Annotated in this window: 24 protein-coding genes; 7 read left to right on the top strand and 17 right to left on the bottom strand. The window is 35.8% G+C overall.

Features of this window, described 5'->3' with window-relative positions; translation table 11 throughout:
• Positions 1-236: 236 nt before the first annotated feature.
• From CN326_RS10590 to CN326_RS10575, 4 genes are all read left to right on the top strand, one after another.
• A complete protein-coding gene (locus CN326_RS10590) occupies positions 237-743 on the top strand; it encodes a GNAT family N-acetyltransferase (RefSeq protein ID WP_098308986.1) in 507 nt (168 codons plus the stop codon).
• 706 nt (positions 744-1,449) lie between these two features.
• The gene (locus CN326_RS10585; protein WP_098308985.1) at positions 1,450-2,121 is read left to right on the top strand and encodes a response regulator transcription factor; all 672 of its coding nucleotides are present in this window, start codon (positions 1,450-1,452) and stop codon (positions 2,119-2,121) included.
• Between the two features lie 312 nt (positions 2,122-2,433).
• A complete protein-coding gene (locus tag CN326_RS10580) occupies positions 2,434-3,810 on the top strand; it encodes a HAMP domain-containing sensor histidine kinase (RefSeq protein ID WP_098308984.1) in 1,377 nt (458 codons plus the stop codon).
• Positions 3,811-3,940: 130 nt separating this feature from the next.
• Positions 3,941-4,456: a GNAT family N-acetyltransferase gene (locus CN326_RS10575; RefSeq protein ID WP_098308983.1), complete on the top strand. Its 516-nt coding sequence runs from the start codon at positions 3,941-3,943 to the stop codon at positions 4,454-4,456.
• A gap of 82 nt (positions 4,457-4,538) precedes the next feature.
• Here CN326_RS10575 and pdxR read toward each other — a convergent pair whose 3' ends face one another.
• Positions 4,539-5,936 (bottom strand): MocR-like pyridoxine biosynthesis transcription factor PdxR, encoded by a 1,398-nt coding sequence (gene pdxR / locus CN326_RS10570; protein ID WP_098308982.1) that lies wholly within the window; start codon positions 5,934-5,936, stop codon positions 4,539-4,541.
• Between the two features lie 118 nt (positions 5,937-6,054).
• Here pdxR and CN326_RS10565 point away from each other — a divergent pair, with 118 nt between their 5' ends.
• Complete coding sequence (locus tag CN326_RS10565) at positions 6,055-6,993, top strand: DMT family transporter (protein WP_098308981.1); 939 nt, start codon at positions 6,055-6,057, stop codon at positions 6,991-6,993.
• A gap of 81 nt (positions 6,994-7,074) precedes the next feature.
• Entirely contained in the window at positions 7,075-7,608 is a 534-nt protein-coding gene (locus CN326_RS10560; protein ID WP_098308980.1) for a DUF4871 domain-containing protein, read from the top strand.
• Positions 7,609-7,940: 332 nt separating this feature from the next.
• On the opposite strand, the gene CN326_RS10555 is transcribed toward CN326_RS10560, so the two are convergent.
• From CN326_RS10555 to CN326_RS10490, 14 genes are all read right to left on the bottom strand, one after another.
• Positions 7,941-8,771, bottom strand: a complete 831-nt coding sequence (locus tag CN326_RS10555; RefSeq protein WP_098309100.1) for a transporter — start codon at positions 8,769-8,771, stop codon at positions 7,941-7,943.
• A gap of 35 nt (positions 8,772-8,806) precedes the next feature.
• Complete coding sequence (locus CN326_RS10550; protein ID WP_176524587.1) at positions 8,807-9,235, bottom strand: hypothetical protein; 429 nt, start codon at positions 9,233-9,235, stop codon at positions 8,807-8,809.
• Positions 9,236-9,362: 127 nt separating this feature from the next.
• Positions 9,363-10,658 carry a sensor histidine kinase gene (locus tag CN326_RS10545; RefSeq protein WP_098308978.1) on the bottom strand — a complete coding sequence of 432 codons (1,296 nt, stop codon included), beginning with the start codon at positions 10,656-10,658 and terminating at the stop codon, positions 9,363-9,365.
• Positions 10,655-11,326: a response regulator transcription factor gene (locus tag CN326_RS10540; protein WP_098308977.1), complete on the bottom strand. Its 672-nt coding sequence runs from the start codon at positions 11,324-11,326 to the stop codon at positions 10,655-10,657. Before CN326_RS10540 ends, CN326_RS10545 begins: the two co-directional genes overlap by 4 nt.
• 239 nt (positions 11,327-11,565) lie before the next feature.
• Positions 11,566-12,735 carry an ABC transporter permease gene (locus CN326_RS10535; RefSeq protein WP_255258123.1) on the bottom strand — a complete coding sequence of 390 codons (1,170 nt, stop codon included), beginning with the start codon at positions 12,733-12,735 and terminating at the stop codon, positions 11,566-11,568.
• Positions 12,686-13,420, bottom strand: a complete 735-nt coding sequence (locus CN326_RS10530; protein ID WP_098308975.1) for an ABC transporter ATP-binding protein — start codon at positions 13,418-13,420, stop codon at positions 12,686-12,688. Before CN326_RS10530 ends, CN326_RS10535 begins: the two co-directional genes overlap by 50 nt.
• Before the next feature lie 2 nt (positions 13,421-13,422).
• The gene (locus tag CN326_RS10525; protein WP_255258122.1) at positions 13,423-14,382 is read right to left on the bottom strand and encodes an efflux RND transporter periplasmic adaptor subunit; all 960 of its coding nucleotides are present in this window, start codon (positions 14,380-14,382) and stop codon (positions 13,423-13,425) included.
• Between the two features lie 169 nt (positions 14,383-14,551).
• Entirely contained in the window at positions 14,552-15,256 is a 705-nt protein-coding gene (locus CN326_RS10520) for a metallophosphoesterase family protein (RefSeq protein ID WP_098308973.1), read from the bottom strand.
• 245 nt (positions 15,257-15,501) lie between these two features.
• Positions 15,502-15,795 carry a DUF2653 family protein gene (locus CN326_RS10515; protein ID WP_098308972.1) on the bottom strand — a complete coding sequence of 98 codons (294 nt, stop codon included), beginning with the start codon at positions 15,793-15,795 and terminating at the stop codon, positions 15,502-15,504.
• A gap of 15 nt (positions 15,796-15,810) precedes the next feature.
• Positions 15,811-16,272 carry a hypothetical protein gene (locus tag CN326_RS10510; RefSeq protein ID WP_098308971.1) on the bottom strand — a complete coding sequence of 154 codons (462 nt, stop codon included), beginning with the start codon at positions 16,270-16,272 and terminating at the stop codon, positions 15,811-15,813.
• A 458-nt stretch (positions 16,273-16,730) separates the two neighbouring features.
• On the bottom strand, positions 16,731-17,456 hold the full coding sequence (locus CN326_RS10505; RefSeq protein ID WP_098308970.1) for an ankyrin repeat domain-containing protein: 726 nt from the start codon (positions 17,454-17,456) through the stop codon (positions 16,731-16,733).
• An 11-nt stretch (positions 17,457-17,467) separates the two neighbouring features.
• Entirely contained in the window at positions 17,468-18,412 is a 945-nt protein-coding gene (locus tag CN326_RS10500) for an alpha/beta hydrolase family protein (protein ID WP_098308969.1), read from the bottom strand.
• A gap of 5 nt (positions 18,413-18,417) precedes the next feature.
• Positions 18,418-18,963, bottom strand: coding sequence for a helix-turn-helix domain-containing protein (locus CN326_RS10495; protein ID WP_098309099.1), 546 nt, complete (start codon positions 18,961-18,963; stop codon positions 18,418-18,420).
• A gap of 351 nt (positions 18,964-19,314) precedes the next feature.
• On the bottom strand, positions 19,315-19,569 hold the full coding sequence (locus CN326_RS10490; RefSeq protein WP_098308968.1) for a hypothetical protein: 255 nt from the start codon (positions 19,567-19,569) through the stop codon (positions 19,315-19,317).
• Positions 19,570-19,969: 400 nt separating this feature from the next.
• On the opposite strand from CN326_RS10490, the gene CN326_RS10485 reads away from it, so the two are divergent.
• The gene (locus CN326_RS10485) at positions 19,970-21,277 is read left to right on the top strand and encodes a CitMHS family transporter (RefSeq protein ID WP_098308967.1); all 1,308 of its coding nucleotides are present in this window, start codon (positions 19,970-19,972) and stop codon (positions 21,275-21,277) included.
• 259 nt (positions 21,278-21,536) lie between these two features.
• Here the strand turns inward: CN326_RS10485 and CN326_RS10480 are convergent, their stop codons facing one another.
• Both CN326_RS10480 and CN326_RS10475 read right to left on the bottom strand, forming a co-directional pair.
• Entirely contained in the window at positions 21,537-22,232 is a 696-nt protein-coding gene (locus CN326_RS10480) for a response regulator (protein WP_098308966.1), read from the bottom strand.
• A 1-nt stretch (position 22,233) separates the two neighbouring features.
• Positions 22,234-23,835: an ATP-binding protein gene (locus CN326_RS10475; protein ID WP_141525024.1), complete on the bottom strand. Its 1,602-nt coding sequence runs from the start codon at positions 23,833-23,835 to the stop codon at positions 22,234-22,236.
• Between the last annotated feature and the right edge of the window lie 158 nt (positions 23,836-23,993).

Here is a 23,993-nt window from a genome sequence, read left to right as displayed (position 1 = left end):
AAAAGGTTAGTTGAACCAATCGGGTTCTTACAGACGGTTTGTCATTACTTCGTAGCTAAGCATCTTACCGACTGTTAGAGCGGGGTAAAGTGAAACTTCCAATAAAAAGCTAAAAAGGCCTCTCACATGAGAAATCTTTTTAGTTATAAAAATGTAACATATATAAATGTTGAATAGTTAATAAAGTTAATATATAATTTCATTACATAAAACCATTACATTAGGAGGTTGCTTGTATGAACATTCGTGTCTTAACAAAAGAAGATGCAAGTATATATTTACAGCTTGGCGTAGAAGGGTTAACTCAGAATCCAGAAGCATTTAGTTCCTCTTATGAAGATGTTATGAAACAAGAAAATCCTGTTGCTGCGATGGCAAAACGATTAGATAATCCTGAAAAATTTACAATAGGCGCTTTTAAAGACGATGAATTAATTGGCATTGCCACACTTGAAATTAAACCTTTTATTAAACAAGAGCATAAAGCAAAAATTGGCTCTGTGTATGTTTCTCCGAAGGCACGTGGTCTTGGTGCTGGAAGAGCATTAATTGAAACAATCATTGAAAATGCACCAAGATTAGATATAGAACAAATCATGCTTGATGTTGTTGTCGGAAACGAACCGGCAAAGAAACTATACGAATCACTTGGTTTCCAAACATACGGCGTACAAGAACGTGGTTTAAAATATAACGGACAATATTGGGATGAAGAGCATATGGTTTTATTTTTAAATGCTTAGTCTTCTTTTACACATAAAAGACCGCTAAAAAAAGCCCCGCACACATTGTGCGAGGCTTCTTATTTTTATCCCGCTCTAACAGGCGGGTGTTTAATACGAAATCATCTATAAGAGCCCAATTGGCTCAGTTCATTATCAGTAAGGAAACCCTTCATTGATAAAAATTTTACTTTATAATAATCAAAAAAACTTCCTAGCATAAACAAGGATAGTCATCATCATTAATGCAATGCACACTATAGCTGCATTGTGTTCCTACTTTTCAAGGAATTGTTCTTTTTATTCACTATTTAAATCCTTTTTATTAACAAAAAAAAGGTGAGATAGAAATTTTCCTTATCCGATGCGAGGTGAATACGAAAAATGTTCTCTATCTCACTTACACAATAGAATGGAATTTGTCATTTTGAAAAACAAAATGACATGACGTTATGTCGCAACATAGGGTATTTTTGTGCTGCTACATTCTCATTATAAAAGAAAGATTTGCAAAAGTAGTGCATTTTTTATGGCAATTGTCCTTTTCTTCATAATATGAACAGTGTTTTTTGTAAAAGTTCATGTAAAATATATAAGGGAAACTTCTAGCAGTGAGGATTTGGCTTCGCCTATCTTCTTCACTTTTCTCTAAATCTTAAGGTAGGGTCTTACTGCCCGCGAATATCGGGATAAACATAAATACTGGAAACTTGAGGTGTACATCATTATGGCAAAACTATTATTAGTAGATGATGAAGAACGCATGCTGCGCTTATTAGATTTATTTTTAAGTCCGCGCGGGCATTTTTGCATAAAGGCAACTTCAGGACAAGAAGCACTTGAACTCGTTCAACAAAAAGAGTTTGATCTTATCTTATTAGACGTGATGATGCCAAAAATGGACGGCTGGGAGACTTGCTTTCAAATTCGGCAAATAAGTAGCGTACCCATAATTATGCTAACAGCACGTAATCAAAATTATGACATGGTAAAAGGTCTCACCTTAGGCGCTGACGACTATATTACAAAACCGTTTGATGAGAAAGTATTAATTGCTCGTATTGAAGCTGTATTGCGTCGTACAAAGAAAGAAGGATTCATAAGCTTTAACGGAATTGACTGGGATAAAACGCGACATACGGTGACTGTCTACGATGAAAAACTCTCTCTTACGCCAATTGAATTTTCATTACTTGGACTCTTTTTACAAAATATAAACCGTGCTTATAGCCGTGATGAACTTATCGAAAAAATATGGGGATTTCAAACAGATATTGAATATCGTACCGTTGATTCTCACATTCGTAATATACGCGAAAAGCTTCGAAAAGCAGGATTCCCTATCGAAGATTACCTGGAAACCGTTTATAAAATCGGCTACAAATGGAAAGGTAACTAATCGTAAAGATAAAGTGAAACTTCCATCAGTGGGGACGGCTTCATCCCCCACTAATGGTTAGTTGAACCAATCGAGCGCATGCCAGCAATTATCCTCCACCTAGCTTCTTCGATTTTCTCTCAATCTTGAGGTGGGGGTCTTACTGCCCGCGAATAGCGGGATAAAATGAAACTTCCACTAGTGAAGAACCTTTATTGGAACCACTCAGGCATATGCCGGCAGTTTTTCTTCTACTGAATTTCATTATTTCTTCAGAAATTTATGGCGGGAGTCTTACTGCCTGTTAGTACAGGAAAAAGGTTGTGAATCATAATGAATAAACTTTCTATAAAACTTGGTACATACTTTTTATTATTATCTCTTTGCATTGAATCGGTATTATTTGTATCCTTTCATACAACACTGGCGCAAATGCGTGTAAATGAAGAAACTACGTCCTTATTGGCAAAAGGAAATTGGTATCGTGATATTATTGAAAAACGCTATAGCGAACGAGCCGTTGAACATGTCGCGGCGATGGAATCTAACGCCCCTTCTCATACGAAACTCGTCATAACAAATGCAGAAGGTAATATTTTATCTTCTTCCGATCCCATTACAGAAGGCATGCACAAACAACTTGAACAAAAGATTGAGTATATTCCTAGAGACGGAATGATAACAGAAGATCGCTGGAAAGAATCAAAATATATTTCAACAGTCAGTCCTATTACAAAATATGGAGTAGTAGTTGGCTATGTCCATATGTTTTTAGAAACTGCTTCTATAAAAGAAATGATTTTCCGCCTAACAAAACAGTTCGTTTCCGTTGGTGCTTTGACAGTAGCTCTCACAACAATTTTAGTATTTTTATTTTCAAGAGTTATTACAAATCCACTTATCAAAATGAAGCGAGCAACCGAAAGAATGATGAAGCAAAATGAACCGATTACATTAGGTATTAAGAGTAAGGATGAATTAGGAAGTTTAGCAAAAACAATTGAACAGCTTTCTAGTGAGCTAACCTATATGAAAAAGGAACGAAATGAGTTTCTCGCAAGTGTTGCACATGAATTATTAACCCCGCTCACATATGTAAAAGGATATACAAAAGTTGCAAAAAGAACGTCTTTATCTAAAGAAGAACGGGAAGAATATTTACAAATTATTGAAGAAGAAACAGAAAATATTACCGAACTCGTACAAGATTTATTTGAACTTGCACAACTTGAACAACACCAATTTGCTATAAAAAAGCAACCTGTTTCACTGCTACCATTTGTAGAGCGTATGGTTGAAAAAATAAAGCCATCTCTTCAAAAAAAGAAAATAGGCATCTCTTTATATTGCCCAGAAGATTTATATGTCTGCATAGACGAACGCCGCATGGAGCAAGTCATGCTGAATTTGTTACATAATGCACACCAACATTCTCACGAAGATTCTCAAATTACAGTACGAGTATTTAAAAAGGCGCATACTTTTCTTGTACAAGTGCAAGATGAAGGAGAGGGAATTCCAAGTGAAGACTTACCACATATTTTTGAACGCTTCTACCGGGTCGATAAATCCCGAACGCGAGCAACTGGTGGAAAAGGTATTGGCTTAGCTGTTGCAAAAGAGATCATAGAATTACATGGTGGTTCTATACATGTAACAAGTGAAGTTGGAATTGGAACTATATTTACGATAGAATTACCAATTCAATAGACATTTTTATTATTTTAGTAAATAATTTTCAACTAATAACATTAACCATAAATACTATATTTTTGAAATTATTATTACTTTAATATAAGATATATATGTACAACTACCAAAGATTTAGAAGGTGATATGATTGGAAATTCGTGTATTGACAAAAAAGGATGCAGAAATTTATTTAGCACTTCGCGTTGAAGGATTAAAGCAAAATCCAGAAGCGTTCAGTTCCTCTTATGAAGATATCATTAACAAGGAAGACCCTGTTGAATATAAAGCAGAAATATTATCTCAAAATGAAAATTACACACTTGGTGCTTTTAAAGATGGTGAATTAATCGGTGTTGCAACTCTGGAAACGAAATCATTTTTAAAGCAAGAGCACAAAGCAAAAATCGGTGCTGTTTATGTCTCTCCAAAAGCGCGTGGCCTTGGTGCTGGTAAAGCACTTATGCAGGCAGCAATTGAAAAAGCAAAAGAATTAGAAGTAGAACAACTTATGCTTGATGTTGTCGTTGGCAATGAAGGCGCGAAAAAACTCTATGAATCATTAGGCTTTAAAACATTTGGCGTACAAGAACGTTCGTTAAAATATAACGATCAATATTGGGACGAAGAACACATGGTATTGTTTTTACATGAAGAAAACGAATAAAGAAAAGGGACTTGTTTAAAAGTCCCTTTTCTTTATAACCTATGTTAATGAAGTAAAATTGCTTGCTCCTTGTAATATCCCTTCAATCAAACCATGCTTTTGCCAGCAATTGAACCGCTTTATCAATTTCTTCCTCAGATAAAATTGCAAAACCAAGCAAGACGGTTTTATTATCAACCTTCACATCATCATAGTACATGGAAACAGGATGTACCTTTATACTATATGCTGCCGCCCGTTCAATAAGCTCTCGTTCTGCCATACCATTATTTGTGCGCAATAATATATGCAGCCCTGAATCTTGTCCAATTATTTCAACATATTTCGGAAAATATGTTGAAATTGCTGAAACCAGTGTATCTCTCTTCTTTCGATACACAACTCTCATTTTATGAATATGCTTTTCCCAATGTCCACCCTCGAGAAAACGTTTCACAATTTCTTGATCAATTCGCGATACAGTCTGCGTATAAAAGAAATAGTCTTGTTGATATACTTCAATTAGCGCTTTTGGGAGCACCATATAACTGATACGTAACGATGGAAGTAGTGCTTTCGAAAAAGTACTCATATAAATAACCTTCCCATTTGTATCTAATCCTTGGAGAGCTGGAATGGGTTTACCAGAATAACGAAATTCACTATCGTAATCATCTTCTACAATATAACGTCCTTCCTCTTTTTCTGCCCAATGTAAAAGCTGCATCCGCTTTGAAATTGGCATAATCATCCCGCATGGAAATTGATGGGATGGTGTAACAAACACAACATCTGCATTGCTTTCTTCTAAACATGAAAGCATGATTCCATCTTCATCAAGAGGAAGCTGTTCTACATGCTCTATCCCTTTTTCATACGTAACCATTCTTCGATGGTATCCTGGATTTTCTACCGCAAATGTACTTTCCTTTAACAATTGAAATAGCATTCTTATTAAATATTGGGTTCCTGCTCCAATAATAATTTGACTTGGTGAACAATGGACACCGCGCGATTCGTACATATATTTTGCAATTTCTTTTCGCAATCCAAATTCACCTTGCGGATGCCCAAGTAGTAGTACTTCTTCATTCTCAATCTGCAGCACTTCATTTGCCAATTTGCGATATAGAGCAAATGGAAATGACTGAGCATCAACACCTGTATGCGTAAAGTCAAATACGTAGTCTCGTTCATAATAAGGTATTTCTTTTACATGTTGCATCTTTTGTTTTACATGCAATACAGTTTGTTCCATTTCACATACGAAATATCCTTTACGTGGAATCGCCTCTATGTAACCTTCTGCAACAAGCTGACCATAAGCGGCTTCAATTGTATTTTGGCTAATTTGCAAATATTGAGCTAATTTTCGCTTCGATGGTAATTTTGTATAAGGCGGGACATTTCCAGATTTCATTTCCTCTTTCATGTAATTATATAGTTGTACATATAGTGGTTCTTTACTATGAATATCAAGTTTCGGTGTTAATTCTAACATACAAACTGACCCCTTTATTTTATAGAAAACTGACACTTTTTATGGTATCAGAAGTTATATATAATCATACTTATCATTTCTGTTTTAAGAAATCAAGTCATACAAAGGAGGATACATCATGAAATCACCTCGCCATATCGGTCTGATGATGATTATTAGCGGAGCAACATTATGGGGGTTATCTGGTCCTATGATTCAGTGGCTATTTAACCATACTGAACTATCATCTAGTGACTTTTTAGTCATTCGTCTACTATTAGCAGGCATGTTTATTTTATGCTCCCTACTATTTACAAAACAAAATATATTTGGAATTTGGAAGTATCCACATCATTGGATTCAACTACTAATTTTTGCGGTTGTTGGCATGCTTGGTGCTCAGTACGCATTTATTGAAACAGTGCATATAAGTAATGCTGTAACTGCAACACTATTTCAATTTCTTGGTCCAGTTCTTATTACTATTTATGTTACAATGCAGCATAAAAAACTTCCTTCCTTTATGCAGGTCATAGCAATTTCTGCTGCACTGGCAGGCACGTATTTCCTTATTACCAATGGTTCAATTGAAAATATTGTTCTTTCTAAACAAGCAATACTATTTGGTATTTTAACAGCAGTCGGCTTTGCTTTTTACACACTCCATCCCGCTTCTCTCATTAAACAATGGGGGACATCAGTAATTGTTGGTTGGGGGATGTTACTTGGAGGAATTTCCTTATTTCTATATAATCAAGAATTTCATTTCCGTTATGTAACAAATACATTAACAATGAGCACATTTTCTATGCTTATTCTCGTAATTATAAGCGGAACACTTTCTTTCCTGCTCTATATTGGTAGTCTAAAATATTTATCTGCAACGGAAACAAGTATTTTATCAAGTATTGAACCGCTCGTAGCAGCCATTGTTTCAATCATCTGGTTAAATGAATCATTTGGAGCCTATCAACTATTAGGCGGTATTTTCATTATTGTCGCAGTTGTCTTTTTAACAATGCCAGAAAAATCTAGCAACAGAACACATGTAAGAAAAGAGGAAACGCTATCCGCGTAGCCTCTCTTTTTCTTTTACAGGAATTGTTCTTTCTTTTGTCCAATACAATTAAAATACAAATATGAATAGGAGCGTGGCCAAATGAAAAAACTTGGAACCGTGCTACTTCTCTCCTGTCTCATCACTGGCTGTACGACTACGGTAAAGAAATCTACTTCCCCAAAAATAATTGAAACGATACAACCACAAAATAACATTCCCTCTTTCTTTCACCTTAGCATTCTTAAAGATGTCAATTGGGAAGAAAGTCCATCATTTCAGCACGATAAAATATCTGTAAAAGGTATACAAGACAAGGTTGCAATTGTAGATGCTACTTGGATTGCTAATCAACCAAATAAATATATGTGGTTCTTTCTCAACTCAAATATACCCTCTGGAAAACTAACCGTCATTGCAATAAAACAAGGCTCAACGAAACCAGTTCCTGTCCTTTTTCAAGATGAGATAACAGGCAATGTTTGGACAGCACCGCAAGAGATTACAAAAGATATCACAAGTATTCCCTCTAGTATGTTACTCCCTTCTTCTGGCTTATGGCTATTAAATGTATACATTGGAGAAAAGTTGTATGGACAGATTGTTGTACATGTAGAAGAAGGTGACAAACCATAGTATTTTCCTTACAACACTGTAATCCTTATGTCATCTAATTCAATAGTTCCGAAATGAGCTTTTCACTATACTAAAAGTAAGAAATGAAACCAAAAACAAGGAGAGATAAGAGATGAAAAAAATAATGGAAGTTGTAGTAGCGGTAGTCCTAGTTTTAGTGAATGGTAAAAATATTGCATTGGAGGTCAACAAATAATGAATATCCCCCATACAATCACATAAAAAGAGATAAGGTTTCATTGTTTTGATCCCTTATCTCCCTCTTATTATGAAAGAACAGCATACTATATTAAACTCCTTTTTCTGTCCATTTCTTTTCCCTTTTCAAAACATCAACCACTTGTTAAATAATAATAAAATGCCTCTGCATCTGTTTGTACCCAAGGTGAAAAATGAAGTTCTTGTACTCGATCTGGTTGTTGTTTTTCAATTTCCTCTGTAAGCTTCTGTGTATCCTTATCCGTCACATCTATCCCAAGTTCTTTTGCCACTTGCAAAGCCTTTTGTTCATTAATTTCTTGTAGCACTTGATAAATATCTTTTCCATACAGATCAATATGAAGGTTTTTCGCTTCTGTTTGAATTTTCGTTTCATATATTTCTTTCGCTAACGCTTCCATACTTTTTCCCTTTTCTGAAATACCAAGTTGCTTTGCTTCGTTTTTTATTTTTGTGCCATAAAGCTCTTCAGCTATCGCACCAATCTCTTTATCTTTTGTGGAAACCCCTAATTTTTCTGCTTCACTTTTTATTTTGATTTTATTAATTTCCGCTATTAAATCTACAATTGCTTTTCCCTCTACTGGTATTCCAAGTTTTTCTGCTTCTAATTTGACCTTCGCTTCATATATTTCTTCAGAAAGTGTTCCAACATCTTTTCCTTCTGTAGAAATTCCCAGCTGATTTGCTTCTTTCTCTACTTCCGTTTCATGAATTTCCTTCTCAAGTGTAAGTAGCTCTTTTCCTTGTGTTTCAATTCCTAAATTCTGCGCTTTATCTTCTGTATATGCAGCATGTATAGTCTCACCATTGACTTGTGCACTACTAGGTTGAGACGATTGTATTCCTTTATCTATCTCCTTATTTGTACAAGCTGAAGCTCCACCCATTACACTGAGACTTAATACTCCAACAACTAGTAGACCAAACGTCTTTTTTCTAATCACCTTTCACTTCCTCCCTTCATCATAACTGTTCCTTAAGCCGTTATGTCTTTTTGACGCTTTACTCTCCATTTCGCTCGCAACATGACAAAAGATATACATAGTCCAGTTCCAGTTAAAATAAGCATAACAATCGCACCGATTAATCCAATTACTCCTGTATGCAGTTCCTTAACTAATTTTGATAGAGAATTGAGTCCCCCATTATTTTTATCTTGAAAAAATTGTCCATTTTTCGCTGCACCTCTTTGATTAAAATCGGAATTCCCAGGTTGCATTCCTTGTCCATTTTGTCCATTCCCTATAGCACCATTTCTGCCAAATCCTCGTTCTCTAAAATTAGCAGCTCCTCCACCGTGGCCTTTTTCATTAAAATACATATATATCCCTGTTGCAGATTGAATAAAAATAAATACCGAAGCAATTAACCCAATCCAAAAATGAAGTTTTCTCATTCTTTTCATTTTCCACTCCCCTTTTTCATCATTTATCATTTGTAATTCGTCATTAGGTCTATATTTATTATGAAAAAGGTTCCTTAACTTTCCCTTAAAAAAGACGACCCTGTATAAAACAAGATCGTCTTTTTAATTACCTATTTTTCTTTCTTAGAAATATTTCGTACTTTTGATTCTTTGGAAATACAATTTCAAAACAAGTACCTTCTCCAATTTTGCTATGCACTTTTATTTTTCCGGAATGCTTTTCAACAATCCAGCTTGCAATAGAAAGACCTAATCCTGCTCCATTTGATGCTGATCTTGATTTATCACCTTGATAAAAACGGTCAAAAATTTTCGGGATATCTTCTTCAATGATGCCAATCCCATCATCTTTTACTTGGATGACAATCCCATTTGTTGTTTCAAAGCAAGATACCTTAATATTTCCACCTGCATTTGTATACTTCATCGCATTATCTAATAAAATTACAATTAATTGATGAATACGCTCTTTATCTCCCATAAATAAAATAGAAGGAACGGCATCCAACGTAATTGTTTTTTCTTCATACAAAGCAATTTCCGAATAAGGATTTACAATTTCGCTTAGCAATTTATCTAATGCAAAAGCTTTCTTGTCCATTTCAATTTGATCTGAATCAGAACGTGCTAATGTTAGTAAGTTTGCAACTAGTTTGGATAAGCGTCGGCATTCCTTTGATATAGTTGAAATATCCATCGCCTTATCTTCTATTGTTGCGGTAGGTGATTGAAACAATACATCTGTTTTAGATTGAATCACTGCTAAAGGGGTTCGTAATTCATGTGAAGCATCTGAAACAAACTGCTGCTGTTTATGCCAAGCATTCTTAATTGGTACAAGCGCCCTACCAGCTAAAAAAAAGCCAATCCCTACCGCACATATACTTCCTATACTGCACCCAATTACAAGAATAAGTAGCAGTGTATGCAGCATTTCCTTTTCAGGGTTTATGTCCCGCAATACTTGAAACGTGACTTTCCCTAAATCTGTATCTCCCTGAACTGCAATCATCCGAAAGTTTACGCCTTCCACTTCTATATCCTGCCGTTCTCCAAATGTTTTAGGAAATAAATTAGATTGATTTCTCTCAAAAAAGTTTGGATCTATAAATCGTGGTTCCATATCTACCAGTTGATTCTTTGCATCCCATTTTAAAACGATAATCCGTGAATCGCCAATATGCACATCTTTGCTAAAACCAAACTGACCCGGAATAGACTTGTCTTCTTTTTGTTGTTTCTTAATGAATCTGTCAATTGAATCATCTATTCCTTCATATAGTCGTTTATGTGTGTAAGAATAAATAACATTTCCTAACATACCAATTAATATAATAAATACCAATGAATTCAAAATCGTAAGTTGAATGCGCGTCTTTTGAAACATGCTATGTTGTCTCATTGTTCTTTTAAGATATATCCAATACCACGTATAGTTTGAATATCTTTATGATAGCCAAATGGATCGAGCTTCTTTCGCAAATGATGCACATATACCTCTACAATGGCTACTGTTGTATCAGAATTAAATCCCCATACTCTATCAAAAATTTGTTCACGCATTAAAATCTTCCCACTATTTTGAATCAGATATTCTAATAGTTCATATTGCTTTAAAGTTAATTTTATAGGTACCTCATCCACTTGAATGTCTTTCTCTTTTCCAAACAGCTCAATACCACGGTACCGAATTGTTTGATTAGTCGTTAAGCTTCCACTCCTTCTTAATAAAGCGCGAATTCTCGCTTGAAGTTCTGGCGCCTGAAACGGTTTCACTAAATAATCATCTCCGCCAAAGTCCAACCCTTTTACCCGATCTTCTAAAGAGTCTTTTGCAGTAAGGAATAAAACAGGCGTTTGAATGTTTTCATTTCGAATCCGCTGAATTACTTCAAATCCATCCATCTCTGGAAGCATCACATCCAGAAGTATTGCATCATAAATATTTTGCAATGCTAGAAATAATCCTTCCTCACCATTCTTTGCTGTATCTACTTCAAATTCATTTCGTAAAATTTGTGTAATGGACTCCAATAATGGAGGATGATCTTCTACAACTAATAAACGCATCTCACTTCTTCACCTCTTATTTTTTCTTCCGTTATTCACGAACAATAAGACTTTCACCTCATAATTCTAAAAAATAAAGAAGATAGGTATACGATAACTGTCCGTAAAAGTCCGATTGCTGATACTAATCAGTAGGGTGAAAATTGCTATTGGAAATTTCACTTTATCCTAGCAAAAGAAAGCGGCCGCACTATGCGATCGCTTCAATTTCTAGGCAAAACTACTGCCAATAACATGTTCTATTCATAGCGAAGTGCTTGAATAGGGTGCAACTTCGATGCTTTATTGGCTGGAAATACCCCAAATCCAACTCCTACTAATAAGGAGAACAAAAATGCAAGCAATGTAACAGGGAGGGAATAAGCAATTGTCATGCCTGCTGCCATGGAAATAACCTTTGCAACCAATAGCCCTATTCCCATTCCGATTAATCCTCCAAGTGAACTTAGTACTACTGCTTCAATCAGAAATTGTAGTAAAATATCTCTTCTTTTCGCCCCAATTGCTTTACGAATGCCAATTTCTTTCGTTCGTTCTGAAACAGATACAAGCATAATATTCATAATTCCGATTCCGCCGACTAATAAGGAAATACAAGCAATTCCTCCAAGCATCATCGTCATTGTACCTGTTACCGAACTCATCGTATCTACTAAATCTTTTTGATTAAATACGCTGTAGTTATCTTGCTTATTCGGGAACATTACAGCTAATTTATTTTGAATTTGTGCCATGACAGTATTTAGTTTTTCCTCACTGCTCACTTGTACATACACTGTCTGTATACTTGTGTTCTTTACAATTCGCTGTGCTGTACTCAACGGCATAATAATAACATCATCACCGCTTTGCCCCATAGAACCACCTTTTGAGGCAAGTACACCTACTATTTTAAAAGAGCTACCATTTACTTGTACATCTTTTCCAACTGGATTTTCAAATCCAAATAAATTTTGTGCTGTATTCGCACCAAGTACAATGACTTTTTGTCTATATTCTACATCCATATCTGATAAGAAACGACCTTCGTTTATTTTCATATCGCGAACTTGCTGATAAGAACTATTTGTGCCAGTAAGTGATACTTGTGTTGAAACCGTCCCATTCTTTACAGTAACTCGTCCCGAAACAACGGGAGACATTTCCTTTATCCCATCAATCTTTTGAAACTTTGCAATATCTTGTTCAGTAAGTTTTATCGCGTCAGATCCCATCATATTTATCGTTAACAAATTCGTACCTAAACTATTAATTTGATTTGTTACAGCTTGACTTGAGCCTTGACCAATTGAGACGAGTACAATAACAGACGAAACACCAATAATAATGCCTAGCATCGTTAAAAATGCTCGTAGTTTATTACCTTTGATACTGCGCATTGCCATTTTGATGGATTGTATTAGCCCCAATGTACTCACCTCTACTTTCAAACAATTGTCCATCTTGTATACGAACAATTCGGTTTGCTTGTTTTGCTACTTCTAAGTCGTGCGTAATTAAAATAATTGTATGTCCCTGCACATGCAGCTCTTTCATTACCCCAATAATTTCTTCACTTGTTTTGCTATCTAATGCTCCTGTCGGCTCATCGGCTAATAAGATTGGTGGGCTTCCAACTAAAGCGCGTGCAATTGCAACGCGCTGCTGCTGTCCACCTGACAATTGGCTAGGTAAATGATGAGCTCTCTGTTGCAAACCAACTTTTTCTAAACAACTATACGCGGTATTCGTTCTTTCTTTTGTACTTATTCCCCGATATAAAAGCGGAAGTTCAACGTTCTCAATTGCTGTTAATTTCGTTAGCAAATTAAAGTTTTGAAAGATAAAACCAATTTTTTCGTTTCGAATCGTGGCTAGTTGATTATCATTCAGTTTATCTACTACTTCTCCATCCAATAGATACTGTCCATCATCTGGACGATCTAAACAACCAACCATATTCATAAACGTAGATTTCCCTGATCCAGAAGGGCCAATAATAGAGAGAAAATCACTTTCATAGATTGTAAGAGAAACACCATCGAGTGCACGTACAATCTCTCCGCCCATCTCATATGATTTGGTCATATTCTGAATCTCAATAATCGGTTTCATTCTCACCCTCTCCCTTCAGATTTATTTCTATTCATCCCTCTGCCACCAAAGCCTCCTCCCATGCCTCCGCCTGGTGTCATCATAAAGCCTCCTTGTTTATTATTGTAATTATTCGTTCCATTTCCTTGTGCAGCCATAGGCAATTGAATATTTTCTCCTTCTTGCAATCCTTCCGTAATTTCTACGGAATCTTCATTATGAATACCCGTTTTAACAACTTTTCGCTGCATATTTGCCTTTCCATTAGAAGAAGATGCTGAAGATTGAACAAAAACAAATTTTTGATCTCCTTTTGTATGAACTGCTTCTACCGGAACATATAGAACATTGTCTTTACTATCAGTCAAAATACTAGCTTCTGTTGTCATTCCAATTTTCACATCTTTTGGATCATCAATATGAATCGTTACATTAAAGGAAGATACACCATTAGAAACTGTTCCTTCCTTCGCTACATCTGTTACCTTTCCTGTATAGGTTGTATCTGGGAATGAATTCACTTTTAATGTTACACTTTGTCCAACCTGCACTTTTGGAATGTCTAATTCATCAACTTGAATAACTGTTTCTAAATCACTGTAGTTTGTAATATGAGCAACAGCCTTCCCACTCGTTACACGATCTCCAGCTTGCACTGATATAGATGTAATCGTTCCATCAGCTGGTGCTACAATTGAATCACTTCCATCTGTAAATGTAATTAACTCCTGACCTTGTTTCACTACATCGTTTGCTGAAACTAATACTGACTCAACTACTTTATTTGAGCCTGCTGTAATATCTTCATTTGTCATAGATTGGGTAGAACCAGAACCTGTTACTTTCACATCTAGTTTCCCTTTTTGAACTGCCACACTTACTGCTTGATTCGTCACTGGTTGCGATTTATCCCTAAATACATACCAAGCCCCTGCACCGAGTACAATGATAAGAACTCCTAAAATACTAATCCACTTTTTCAAAGTCCTTTCTCCTTTCCTATGCTTCATTATTCATTAAGTAAGACTTATTATCGAATCTATTCCTTAAAATTCCCTTAACAAAAATAAAAAGAGATAAGGGTTCATCATTGTTTTGATCCCTTATCTCCTCTTTTCCCCTACATTAGCTCGTTTGTATAGGGAATCTTTCTTATTTTATAGAATATACTTTTTGACTTGGCAATTCTAAACAGTTCAGCTGGCCGCCGTATACGGCCCCTCCATCAATACCAATGATACGATTTTCACCAAAATACACGCCAAAATTCTCGTTATCCCCGTGAAGGACTTTTGTTTCTGTATGCCCAAATACAACCACTTTCTCGCCAGTATATCCATTATGAAACTCATCTCTAATCCACATTAATGTATACGCATCCGTTTCAGAAACAGGTGTCATTGGTTGTACACCCGCGTGAGCAAAAATATAATCATCTGTTTCAATATAGTGGTCTAGCTCTTTTATAAATTCTATATGTTGTTCTAGCACCTCAGACTGTAACTGCGGTCTTATGAATTCCTCTTCACTTACAGCAATATCACTTTCAGAAAAGCCATAGCTATGTAACGTTTGATCTCCTCCGTTTCTCTTTACCCAATGATTCCAGAATTTTTCTTCCTCTGTCGTTAAGGCTTTTATCATCATATCTTCATGATTACCTTTTAAGACGAACGCGCCAACTTCTTTTAATTGCATTACTTTTTCAATTACCTCTTTAGCATTAGGACCACGGTCTACATAATCTCCTAACAAAATTAATTGATCATTTTTTGGATTGTACTCTACTTTTTCTAATAACTTTTCAAACTTCTCTAATTCACCATGAATATCACTTATCACAAGCATCCTTCTCATATCTATTCCCTTCCTTCTAGTTGTAAAAGTTAATTCATATTATAGAGAGGCTCTATTAATATCTCAATTTTCAAACTAAAAATATTATTAAAACAAAAGACTAGCGTCTATTTAGACACTAGTCTTTAAAACATACTTCATATACTATAATCAGGTTGATTTCACATTTATATTATTTTATTCCGTAAAAAAGCATTTTTCCTCCCCCTTCCTAAAGTAACTTAACTTTAGGAAGGGTTTCTTATCTACGCTACTTCGACATCCGCTGCAAACCCTGTTTGCTCATGGAATTGTAAGTCAATACGCAAACTTTCTGGAATAAAGTTGTGATATTCCCTTAGATAAAATGCAATTGCATCAATTAACTCCTGCTCACCAAGCTCTACAGTTCGATACGGTAAACGAGCACTGGCGCCAAACCCTCTATTCGGATGAAACTGCAAATCAACATCAATTTGCTCCGGACGATACGCATGTATAGCGGCCGAGTGTACACAAACCGCATCAACTATATCTTGTTCAATAAAGTAAATCTTCATCGTCGTCCCTCCTTCTTAACGTCTTGCGAAAATACGACGTATAATCCAAATAATTCCTAAAATAATGAGGATATCTATTAATAAACCACTAGAAAAGAAGCTTCCGCCTACTCCACCAACTCCATGATTTCCAAATGGATGTAGCATACTACCTAGTAAAGCTCCTGCCCCAAATGATGCTGCATGACCCCAAAAGCTAGATTTCTTAGGAGCTGGCTGTGACTGTGGTGTACGATCTACAGAAGCTGGTTTCTTCGATTGCACATTTGATGACGAAGATTTATAGCCAGAATGATATGTCCCATCTGAAGAACGAGAGCTGCCAGAAGTCGATCCTTTCGTGCTGAATCCTCCGCTACTAGAATGAGATGAAACTGACGATTTACTACCACTATAGGTTTTTGCTTGTGCAAATGTTGGTACGGCAAACAAAGTGAAAGCTAACATTAGTGTGAAAATTTTCTTACTCATATTCATCTGAATCCCTCTTTTAATAAAAAATGAAATGTAGCACTAGTATAATTAACTTTTCTATTTCTTGCACGTATTTTGTACAAGAGATAGCTACAGTTAAAAGTCCTTGCTAACACTATGTTTTTTAAGATAAAACAACCAAAATCAGAACAGTTCTTCTGCATTTTTTGCTATGATTGTAATAAAGTGAAACTTCCATTAGTGGGTTTTTTTTCATCCCCCACCTATATCTTCCTCGATTCACTCTAAACCTTGAGGTAATGGGTCTTACTGCCCATTAATGTGGGATAAAAAAATCTTACAAGCTGCACAACTATCTTATAAATCATAAAACCAAAATAACTACACACAAAAAGAATGGATACAAAAGAATGGTAAGTGGTATTTGGATACAAACCAAAAAATAATGCTTTTAATAATAAAAAAACACCTCACACAATGAAACGTGTAAGGTGTTTCCATCAATAAGCCCCCGCTTTTTCTAGTATAGACTGGATTTTTGTAAATCCTCTTTCTTTAGCATGCTGAAGCGGAGTAACCCCTTCTTTATCGGGAATGTTTACATCAGCATTGTGTTCTATTAACATCTGTACAATTTGCTGATATTCTTTACCTCCACTTCCTAAAAGAACAGCTTCCATTAATGCAGTCCAGCCAAGATTGTTAATATGATTGACATCGATATCTGTATAAGCGAGAAGTTCCTTTACAACTTCAACATGGCCGCGCTCTGCTGCTGGAATTAATGCTGTATCGCCAAATTGATTCATTATCTTTGGATCCGCACCTGCTTCAATTGTTAACTTTAAAATTTCTAAAGTCCCCTCTGCCGCAGCATATAAAAACGGATTATCTTTGTGATTATCTTGAATATTTACATCTGCTCCGGCTGCTAATAATGTTTTCACAGTATCAATATGGTTATAATACGTTGCTGCCATAACCGGTGTTTCCCCTTGTGTACCTCTTACATTCAAATTTGCTCCGCTTTTTATCAATTTTACAACTGTTTCTGTATCTCCGAGCTGTGATGAAAGTAATAACTGCTTATCCATCCAGTTCTCTTTCTTTGTATCTACGTCTTCCTTTTTCACTATCATAAACTCTGTTTGATTCTGTTTTCCACAAGCTGTCATTACCACCAATAGTCCAAGTAACACGAGAAATGAAACGTTTTTTCTTCGCACAGTCCCATCTCCTATGGAAGATTGTATTTTGCTAACCAATCCTTCATAACATACAATAACTCTTCTTGAATATTCTTATCCACAAGCCCCTTATATTCCTTCATTAGGCCTAGCATTGTATGATTTTTCTCGACTTCTCGTAAAATATGATTCATGTTCGGGATGACATGCCACTCTGCCTCACCAGCTACATATTCAGCAATATCCTTTGCCTGTTCTGGCGGCACTTGTATATCTCGATCTCCAGTAATCGCCAAAACGGGACATGTTACTTTCTCTAAATACTCTACGACATTATATTGAAATTGTTCACGTATCCACTTTGCATTTACCTTTGCCCCTTTTATTCGCATAACAGGCTTTGATGATTGTTGTATTTTTCCCATCACCGCTTCATTCTGTTTCTTAATACGTTGTGGAAGTTTTAAAAAGCGATATAACCATCCTCGAAATCCAGGTGTTACTTCCAATTCTTTCACTACCGTTTCCATTTGTCTTGGAAGTAATGTTTTCGAAGGCTCAGCTCCGCCGCTAAGTAAAATTAAGTTAGCAACTGATTCTCTTACATAAATAGCTGGCGCGAGTAAAGCTCCTTCACTATGACCTACAATTACGATTCGCTTTGGATCAATTTGCGGATGCTCCTTTAAAAAACGTACGCAAGCAACCCCATCATCAATTAAGTCTGCAACACCTGTTTTGTAATAATCGCCTTCACTTTTGTGCGTACCGCGCTTATCGTAACGTAGCGTTGCAAATCCTAATGAAGTGAAATAATCTGCTAAACCTTTATATAAATGTAGTTTTAAACCGCGAACATTTCCATCCCGATCTCCTTTTCCAGTTCCGCCAATAAGTAAAATAGCTGGGTATGTTTGTGCTTCGTATACTGGAATTGTTAACGTCCCTTGAAGTGAAACTGCACTTTCAATTGTAACGAACAATTCTTTTCCCATCTTTTTTATTCTCCCTTCCCATTTTTTTCAGGAATTACAATTGTTGAAATTGTTCTTCTCTTTCGCTCTGGAGATGGCTTGCGCTCCATTGCTTTTAAAAACAATCCACTCATTTCCTGTGCAAATTCTTGAAACTCCTCATCACTCATATAAAAACTTGCTTGACGATACCCCACTCCATCTTTCTCAAAATCAATCTGATCTTGCTGCAAATAATCCTTAAAATTTGCTGTAAGCTGTGTAACAAACATCATGAAATATTGCATATGTTCTTCTTTCGTTACATCTTGCAAATCCTTTTGTGAAATGCTGGCCATACTGATATTTAACACATATAATTTTTCAACCGTTCCTCGTATTTGTGTTTCCTGAGCAACTTGTAAAATATGTGCTGTTGTTAATTTTTCTAAATGGCGATATAACGTCGCTTGTGGAATATGAGGTAATTTTTTAGCAAGCTGCTTTGCTGTTAACCGTTCTCCTCCAATAAACTCTTGAATAAGTTGAAAGCGAATTGGATGAAATAATATATCCATCTTTTTTTCTTTCATATATAAAAACCTACTTCCTTTTCTATATCTTATGATTATATTATCAATTATGATAACAAAAATAAATAAAAAATAAAGTGAAGCTTCCATCAGTGGGGGTCTTCTTCATCCCCACTGATGGAAAGCTCTCACCAATCGGGAGCATGCCAACAGTTATTCCCCACCTATCTTCTTCGTTTCTCTCAATCTTCAGGTGGGAATAGCGGGATAATCTTTCATTCATATTAAAAATATTAATAGATAGCAATGAATAGAACCCTTCGGTATATCATTTTTCATTACAAAAAACGAGTACATGTATTACTTACACACATACTCGTTTTTGTTTTTTATATTTTAATAAAATGAAATTTATTCGCATCCCGTTATTAAAAAATCATCTTCTACTTTACACAATACCGTATTCGTATCTACTTCCTGTCCAACTACTACATCTACAGATACTATATTTCCACTAATCCCAACCGCTGCTTCTTCTAATACACCTTTATTATTTCTAATAATAAGTAACTTTTCCCATTCATATATATGAGACGTTTCATTGATTAACACTTCTTCTACTACTCCATTACATGGACTATAGACACTTTCAATAACTGCTTTCATACAAGCTCTACTCCTTACTTTCCTATTCAAAATCTCATTTTCCTCACCCATTCTATCACTGTTATTCCAGATCTTTTATATTTTAAAAGATTTGAATTGTATTACATTTTTTAGTTAGCTATACCAATATAGTAAAGTAAAACTTCCATCAGCGGGGTTGCTTCATCCCCACCTTAAACTGGGCTATGCCCTGCGCGTTTTGAAGATGGGAGTTTCTTGCCCATTTTCTGATAAACCTGTGAACAAAATGAACTATATAAAAATTATGCTTTTAATAGATTTATTTCTCTAATTATTTACCAGGTATCCTTTATCACGTATCATGACCGTAATAACGCCATTATCTGAAAATTAAATCATTTATTGAAAGCGTAATCAATTTATTAAGGAGGGGTTTTTCATGTTAGCGATATTAGGATTTGCAATGGTATTTGTGTTCATGTTTTTAATTATGACAAGGCGAATGTCCGCACTAGTGGCCTTAATGCTTATTCCTACTCTATTTGCTATAATAAGCGGTTTTTATGCTAATGTAGGACCGATGATGTTAGCGGGGATTAAAAATTTAGCACCCACTGGTATTATGTTAATGTTTGCTATTTTATACTTTGGTATTATGATTGATAGCGGTTTATTCGATCCCGCTATTTCGAGAATATTAAAAATTGTAAAAGGAGATCCATTAAAAATTGTTGTTGGAACAGCCATTTTGACACTACTTGTTTCTTTAGATGGTGATGGTACAACAACATATATGATTACTGTATCTGCTATGTATCCGCTATATAAACGCCTTAATATGAATCCGCTCATTTTGGCCGGAATTGTCATGCTAGGCGCTGGTGTAACAAATATTATTCCATGGGGTGGTCCTACTGCTAGAGCAATGAGCGCACTTGGCCTTGACGCTTCTCAATTATTTACACCGCTTATTCCAGCGTTAATCGGCGGGGCACTATGGGTGATTTTTGTCGCTTACATGCTTGGAAAAAAGGAACAGAAACGATTAGGAATCGTCGATATTCAATTTTCCAAAGCAGAGAAATCAGCTTTTACAGAGCAAGCAGCAACTGTAGAAGTATATGATTATAAACGTCCAAAATTATTATGGATTAATTTCTTATTAACTGTGGTTCTTATGACATGTTTAATTATGGAAATTTTACCTCTTCCTGTTTTATTTATGCTTGCCTTTGCAATTGCTGTCATGATTAACTATCCGAACCTTGAACAACAAAAAGAACGGATTGCTTCTCATGCTGGAAATGTATTAGCAGTTGTTTCCTTAGTATTCGCAGCTGGTATTTTCACGGGTATTTTATCAGGAACAAAAATGGTCGATGCGATGGCACATAGTTTAGTTGCTCTTATTCCAGATTCCCTTGGCCCGCATCTGCCAATCATTACAGCAATTACAAGTATGCCATTCACGTTTTTTATGTCTAATGATGCTTACTATTTCGGTGTGCTACCTATTCTTACGAAAGCTGCAGCAAGCTACGGAGTTAGTGCTGCTGAAATGGGAAGAGCTTCCTTATTAGGACAACCTGTTCATATGCTTAGTCCACTCGTTGCATCTACATATTTATTAGTAGGAATGGCGAAAGTTGATTTTGGAGATCATCAACGATTCACATTAAAATGGGCCGTTGGAACGACACTCTTTATGTTATTCATTGCTATTCTTACAGGGGTAATTTCTTTATGAAAACTCCCGCCACTTATCTCCTGCGAATCTTGAAGCGGGGGGGCTTACTGTCCGTTAATGCGGGATAAAGAAGCCCGCATCACAATAATTTGTAACATGTATAATCATATTTTAGTCTAATACGATAGAAACAAGAATCGCTTATATTCTATACAAGAAACTCCTTTCCCATAAGGAGTTTCTTTTTTCATCTACTCTGAGCTACTCCTCCCACAAAAAAGAGCATCCCCTTTGTATGAAGGCTGCTCTTCTACTTTATTTATGAAGAAATAGGGAAATATCTTCTTTCTGGTCGTCCCACATTTCCATAAATCAGTTCAGCATAAATTTTCTTCTGCGAAATTAAATACTCTAAATATCGCCTTGCTGTCGAACGGCTGACTCCCGATTCTTTACTAAGCATTTCCGCAGTTATTCCGTTATACTCCATTGTTAGCACACACTGTAAAATTTTTTTTAGAGTCAGAGGATCAATCCCCTTAGGTGAATGTTCTGTATGAATACCCACCCCCTGCGTTCTCCTGTTCCATAAACTTTCAATCTGTTCTGGTGATAATTTTTGAGATTGCTTTAATTTCTCCACTTTATTTCGATAGTTTTCTAAACTTTCCTTGAATCTTTCAAACATAAGCGGTTTTACAATATAATCAAATACACCACCACGGAGTGCACGCTGAACAACCTCAACTTCAGATGCTGCAGTAATCATAATAACATCTGTATCTGGCACATTATGACGAATGAACGTTACTAAATCTGTTCCTTTCATATCAGGTAAATAAACATCAAGTAATACAAGCTGCGGCTTTACAAGTTCGATCCATTCCTTTGCTTGCTCCCCTGTTATTGCTGTACCCACTACAGTAAACCCTTCCACTTTATCAGTAAAACGGCGATGAATTTCAGCAATGCGAACATCGTCCTCTACAATTAACACCTCAATAGTTTGAGACATGCTATTCCCCTCTTTCCTTTGGTAACGCCACAATAAATAAAGCTCCCCCTAAGTCCCCTTTTTCAATCGTAATGTTACCATGCAATTCATCTACTAATTCTTTCACTTTAGCCAATCCATACCCACGCTTTTCTCCTTCTTTCGTAGAAAAACCTTTATGAAAGATATGTGCAACAATCTTATCATCAATTCCGAATCCAGAATCTTCTACTTCAATAATAATTTCATCTCCAATATCTGTTACAAATAAGTTTACTATTTTCTTAGTCTCTTCTTTTCTCTCTACTGATTCGAAAGCATTCGTGATTAAATTGCCGAGAATTGATACAACATGGTTACTATCTATATGAGTTGGCAATTCTTTCAAACAACTCTCTCGATCTATTATTAAATCAATTTTTAATTCTCTAGCACGATTATAAAAACCAACTACAATTCCTCCTAACCACGGATTTTGTAATTTTGTCATAATAAATTGCACAAAATCCTGCTGAAGAGCTGTTTCTTTATGAATAAGCTCTATCGCTTCCTCATAAGATTCTAGTTGAATTAATCCTGATAATGTATATAAAAAATTCTTATATTCATGTGTCTGAGCACGAAGTGCTTCTGTATATGTTTTTACTTGTGAGAGTTCTTCGGTTAACTGATCAATCTCTGATTTTAGCCGGAAACTAGAAACGACTCCGATTACTTCATTTTCTACTTTGACAGGCAATCGATTTACAATCACTACTTTCCCGTTTAAATCCATTTGTCGATCCAATTGTTCCTCTCCAGTCCGAAGTACTTCTAATATGGAAGAATTGGGCACAATCTGCAAAATAGGCTTCCCAATAACAGACTCCTCTTGCCTTAGAGAAAGGATATCGCAGGCTGCCTGATTTACTAAACTAATACACCCTCGTTTATCAATAACTATAATCCCTTCACGTACAGATTGAATTACAGCGCTATGCTCCTCATACAAAGAAGAAATCTCTTCCGGCTCTAATCCAAACATTAATTTTTTAATACCCCGTGCCAAATAGACAGAACCAACAATACCTACTACAAGTCCACATACAGCTACCCACAAGATTGGAACACTATGTTTTTCTATTACTTCATGTATATCCTCCGCAAGAAATCCCACGGACACAACTCCTATAACCTTATTCGTTTCATCACGAATTGGAACTTTTCCACGTACAGAAAGCCCTAAAGTTCCAGTCGCCTTTGATACGTAAGACCTTCCCTCTTTTAGCACACCTTCGTTATCTCCACCAACCATTTTTTCACCAATTCTATCCGGCACAGGATGCGCGTACCGAATCCCTTCCTTATTACCGACTACAATAAATTCTGCACCCGTTTCAGCTCGAATTTGTTCTGCAATCGGCTGAATCACTTCAGATGGATGATTTGTGTGAAATGCCTTATGAATTTCTGGTATAGAAGCCACTGTCTTAGCTACCTGTAAAGCTTTCTTCCCAATTTGATCTTCCATGCTATCAGATAATATGTAATAAAATAAAATACTCATTTGAACGATAACGAACAAAACAAGAATACCTATAAATAATGCAACTCTTGGCTGCAATTTTAGTTTTTTCAGTTTCAAAGCAAGATCCCCTAACTGATATCACACTTTAATTTTAAGAATATACAGAAATTTAAATTTGCATTATATGAAACACATTCCTCTTATATAGATTGTACTAGGAGATCTATTTCCTATACAAGCTATGAATCTATAACCAACCTTATAGCAATGTAATC

It is taken from the genome of Bacillus sp. AFS018417, from assembly GCF_002560985.1.
In the GTDB taxonomy this organism is placed as follows: domain Bacteria; phylum Bacillota; class Bacilli; order Bacillales; family Bacillaceae_G; genus Bacillus_A; species Bacillus_A rhizoplanae.
Note: the sequence above shows the minus strand (reverse complement) of the source record. Positions and strands in the feature narration are given on the sequence as shown.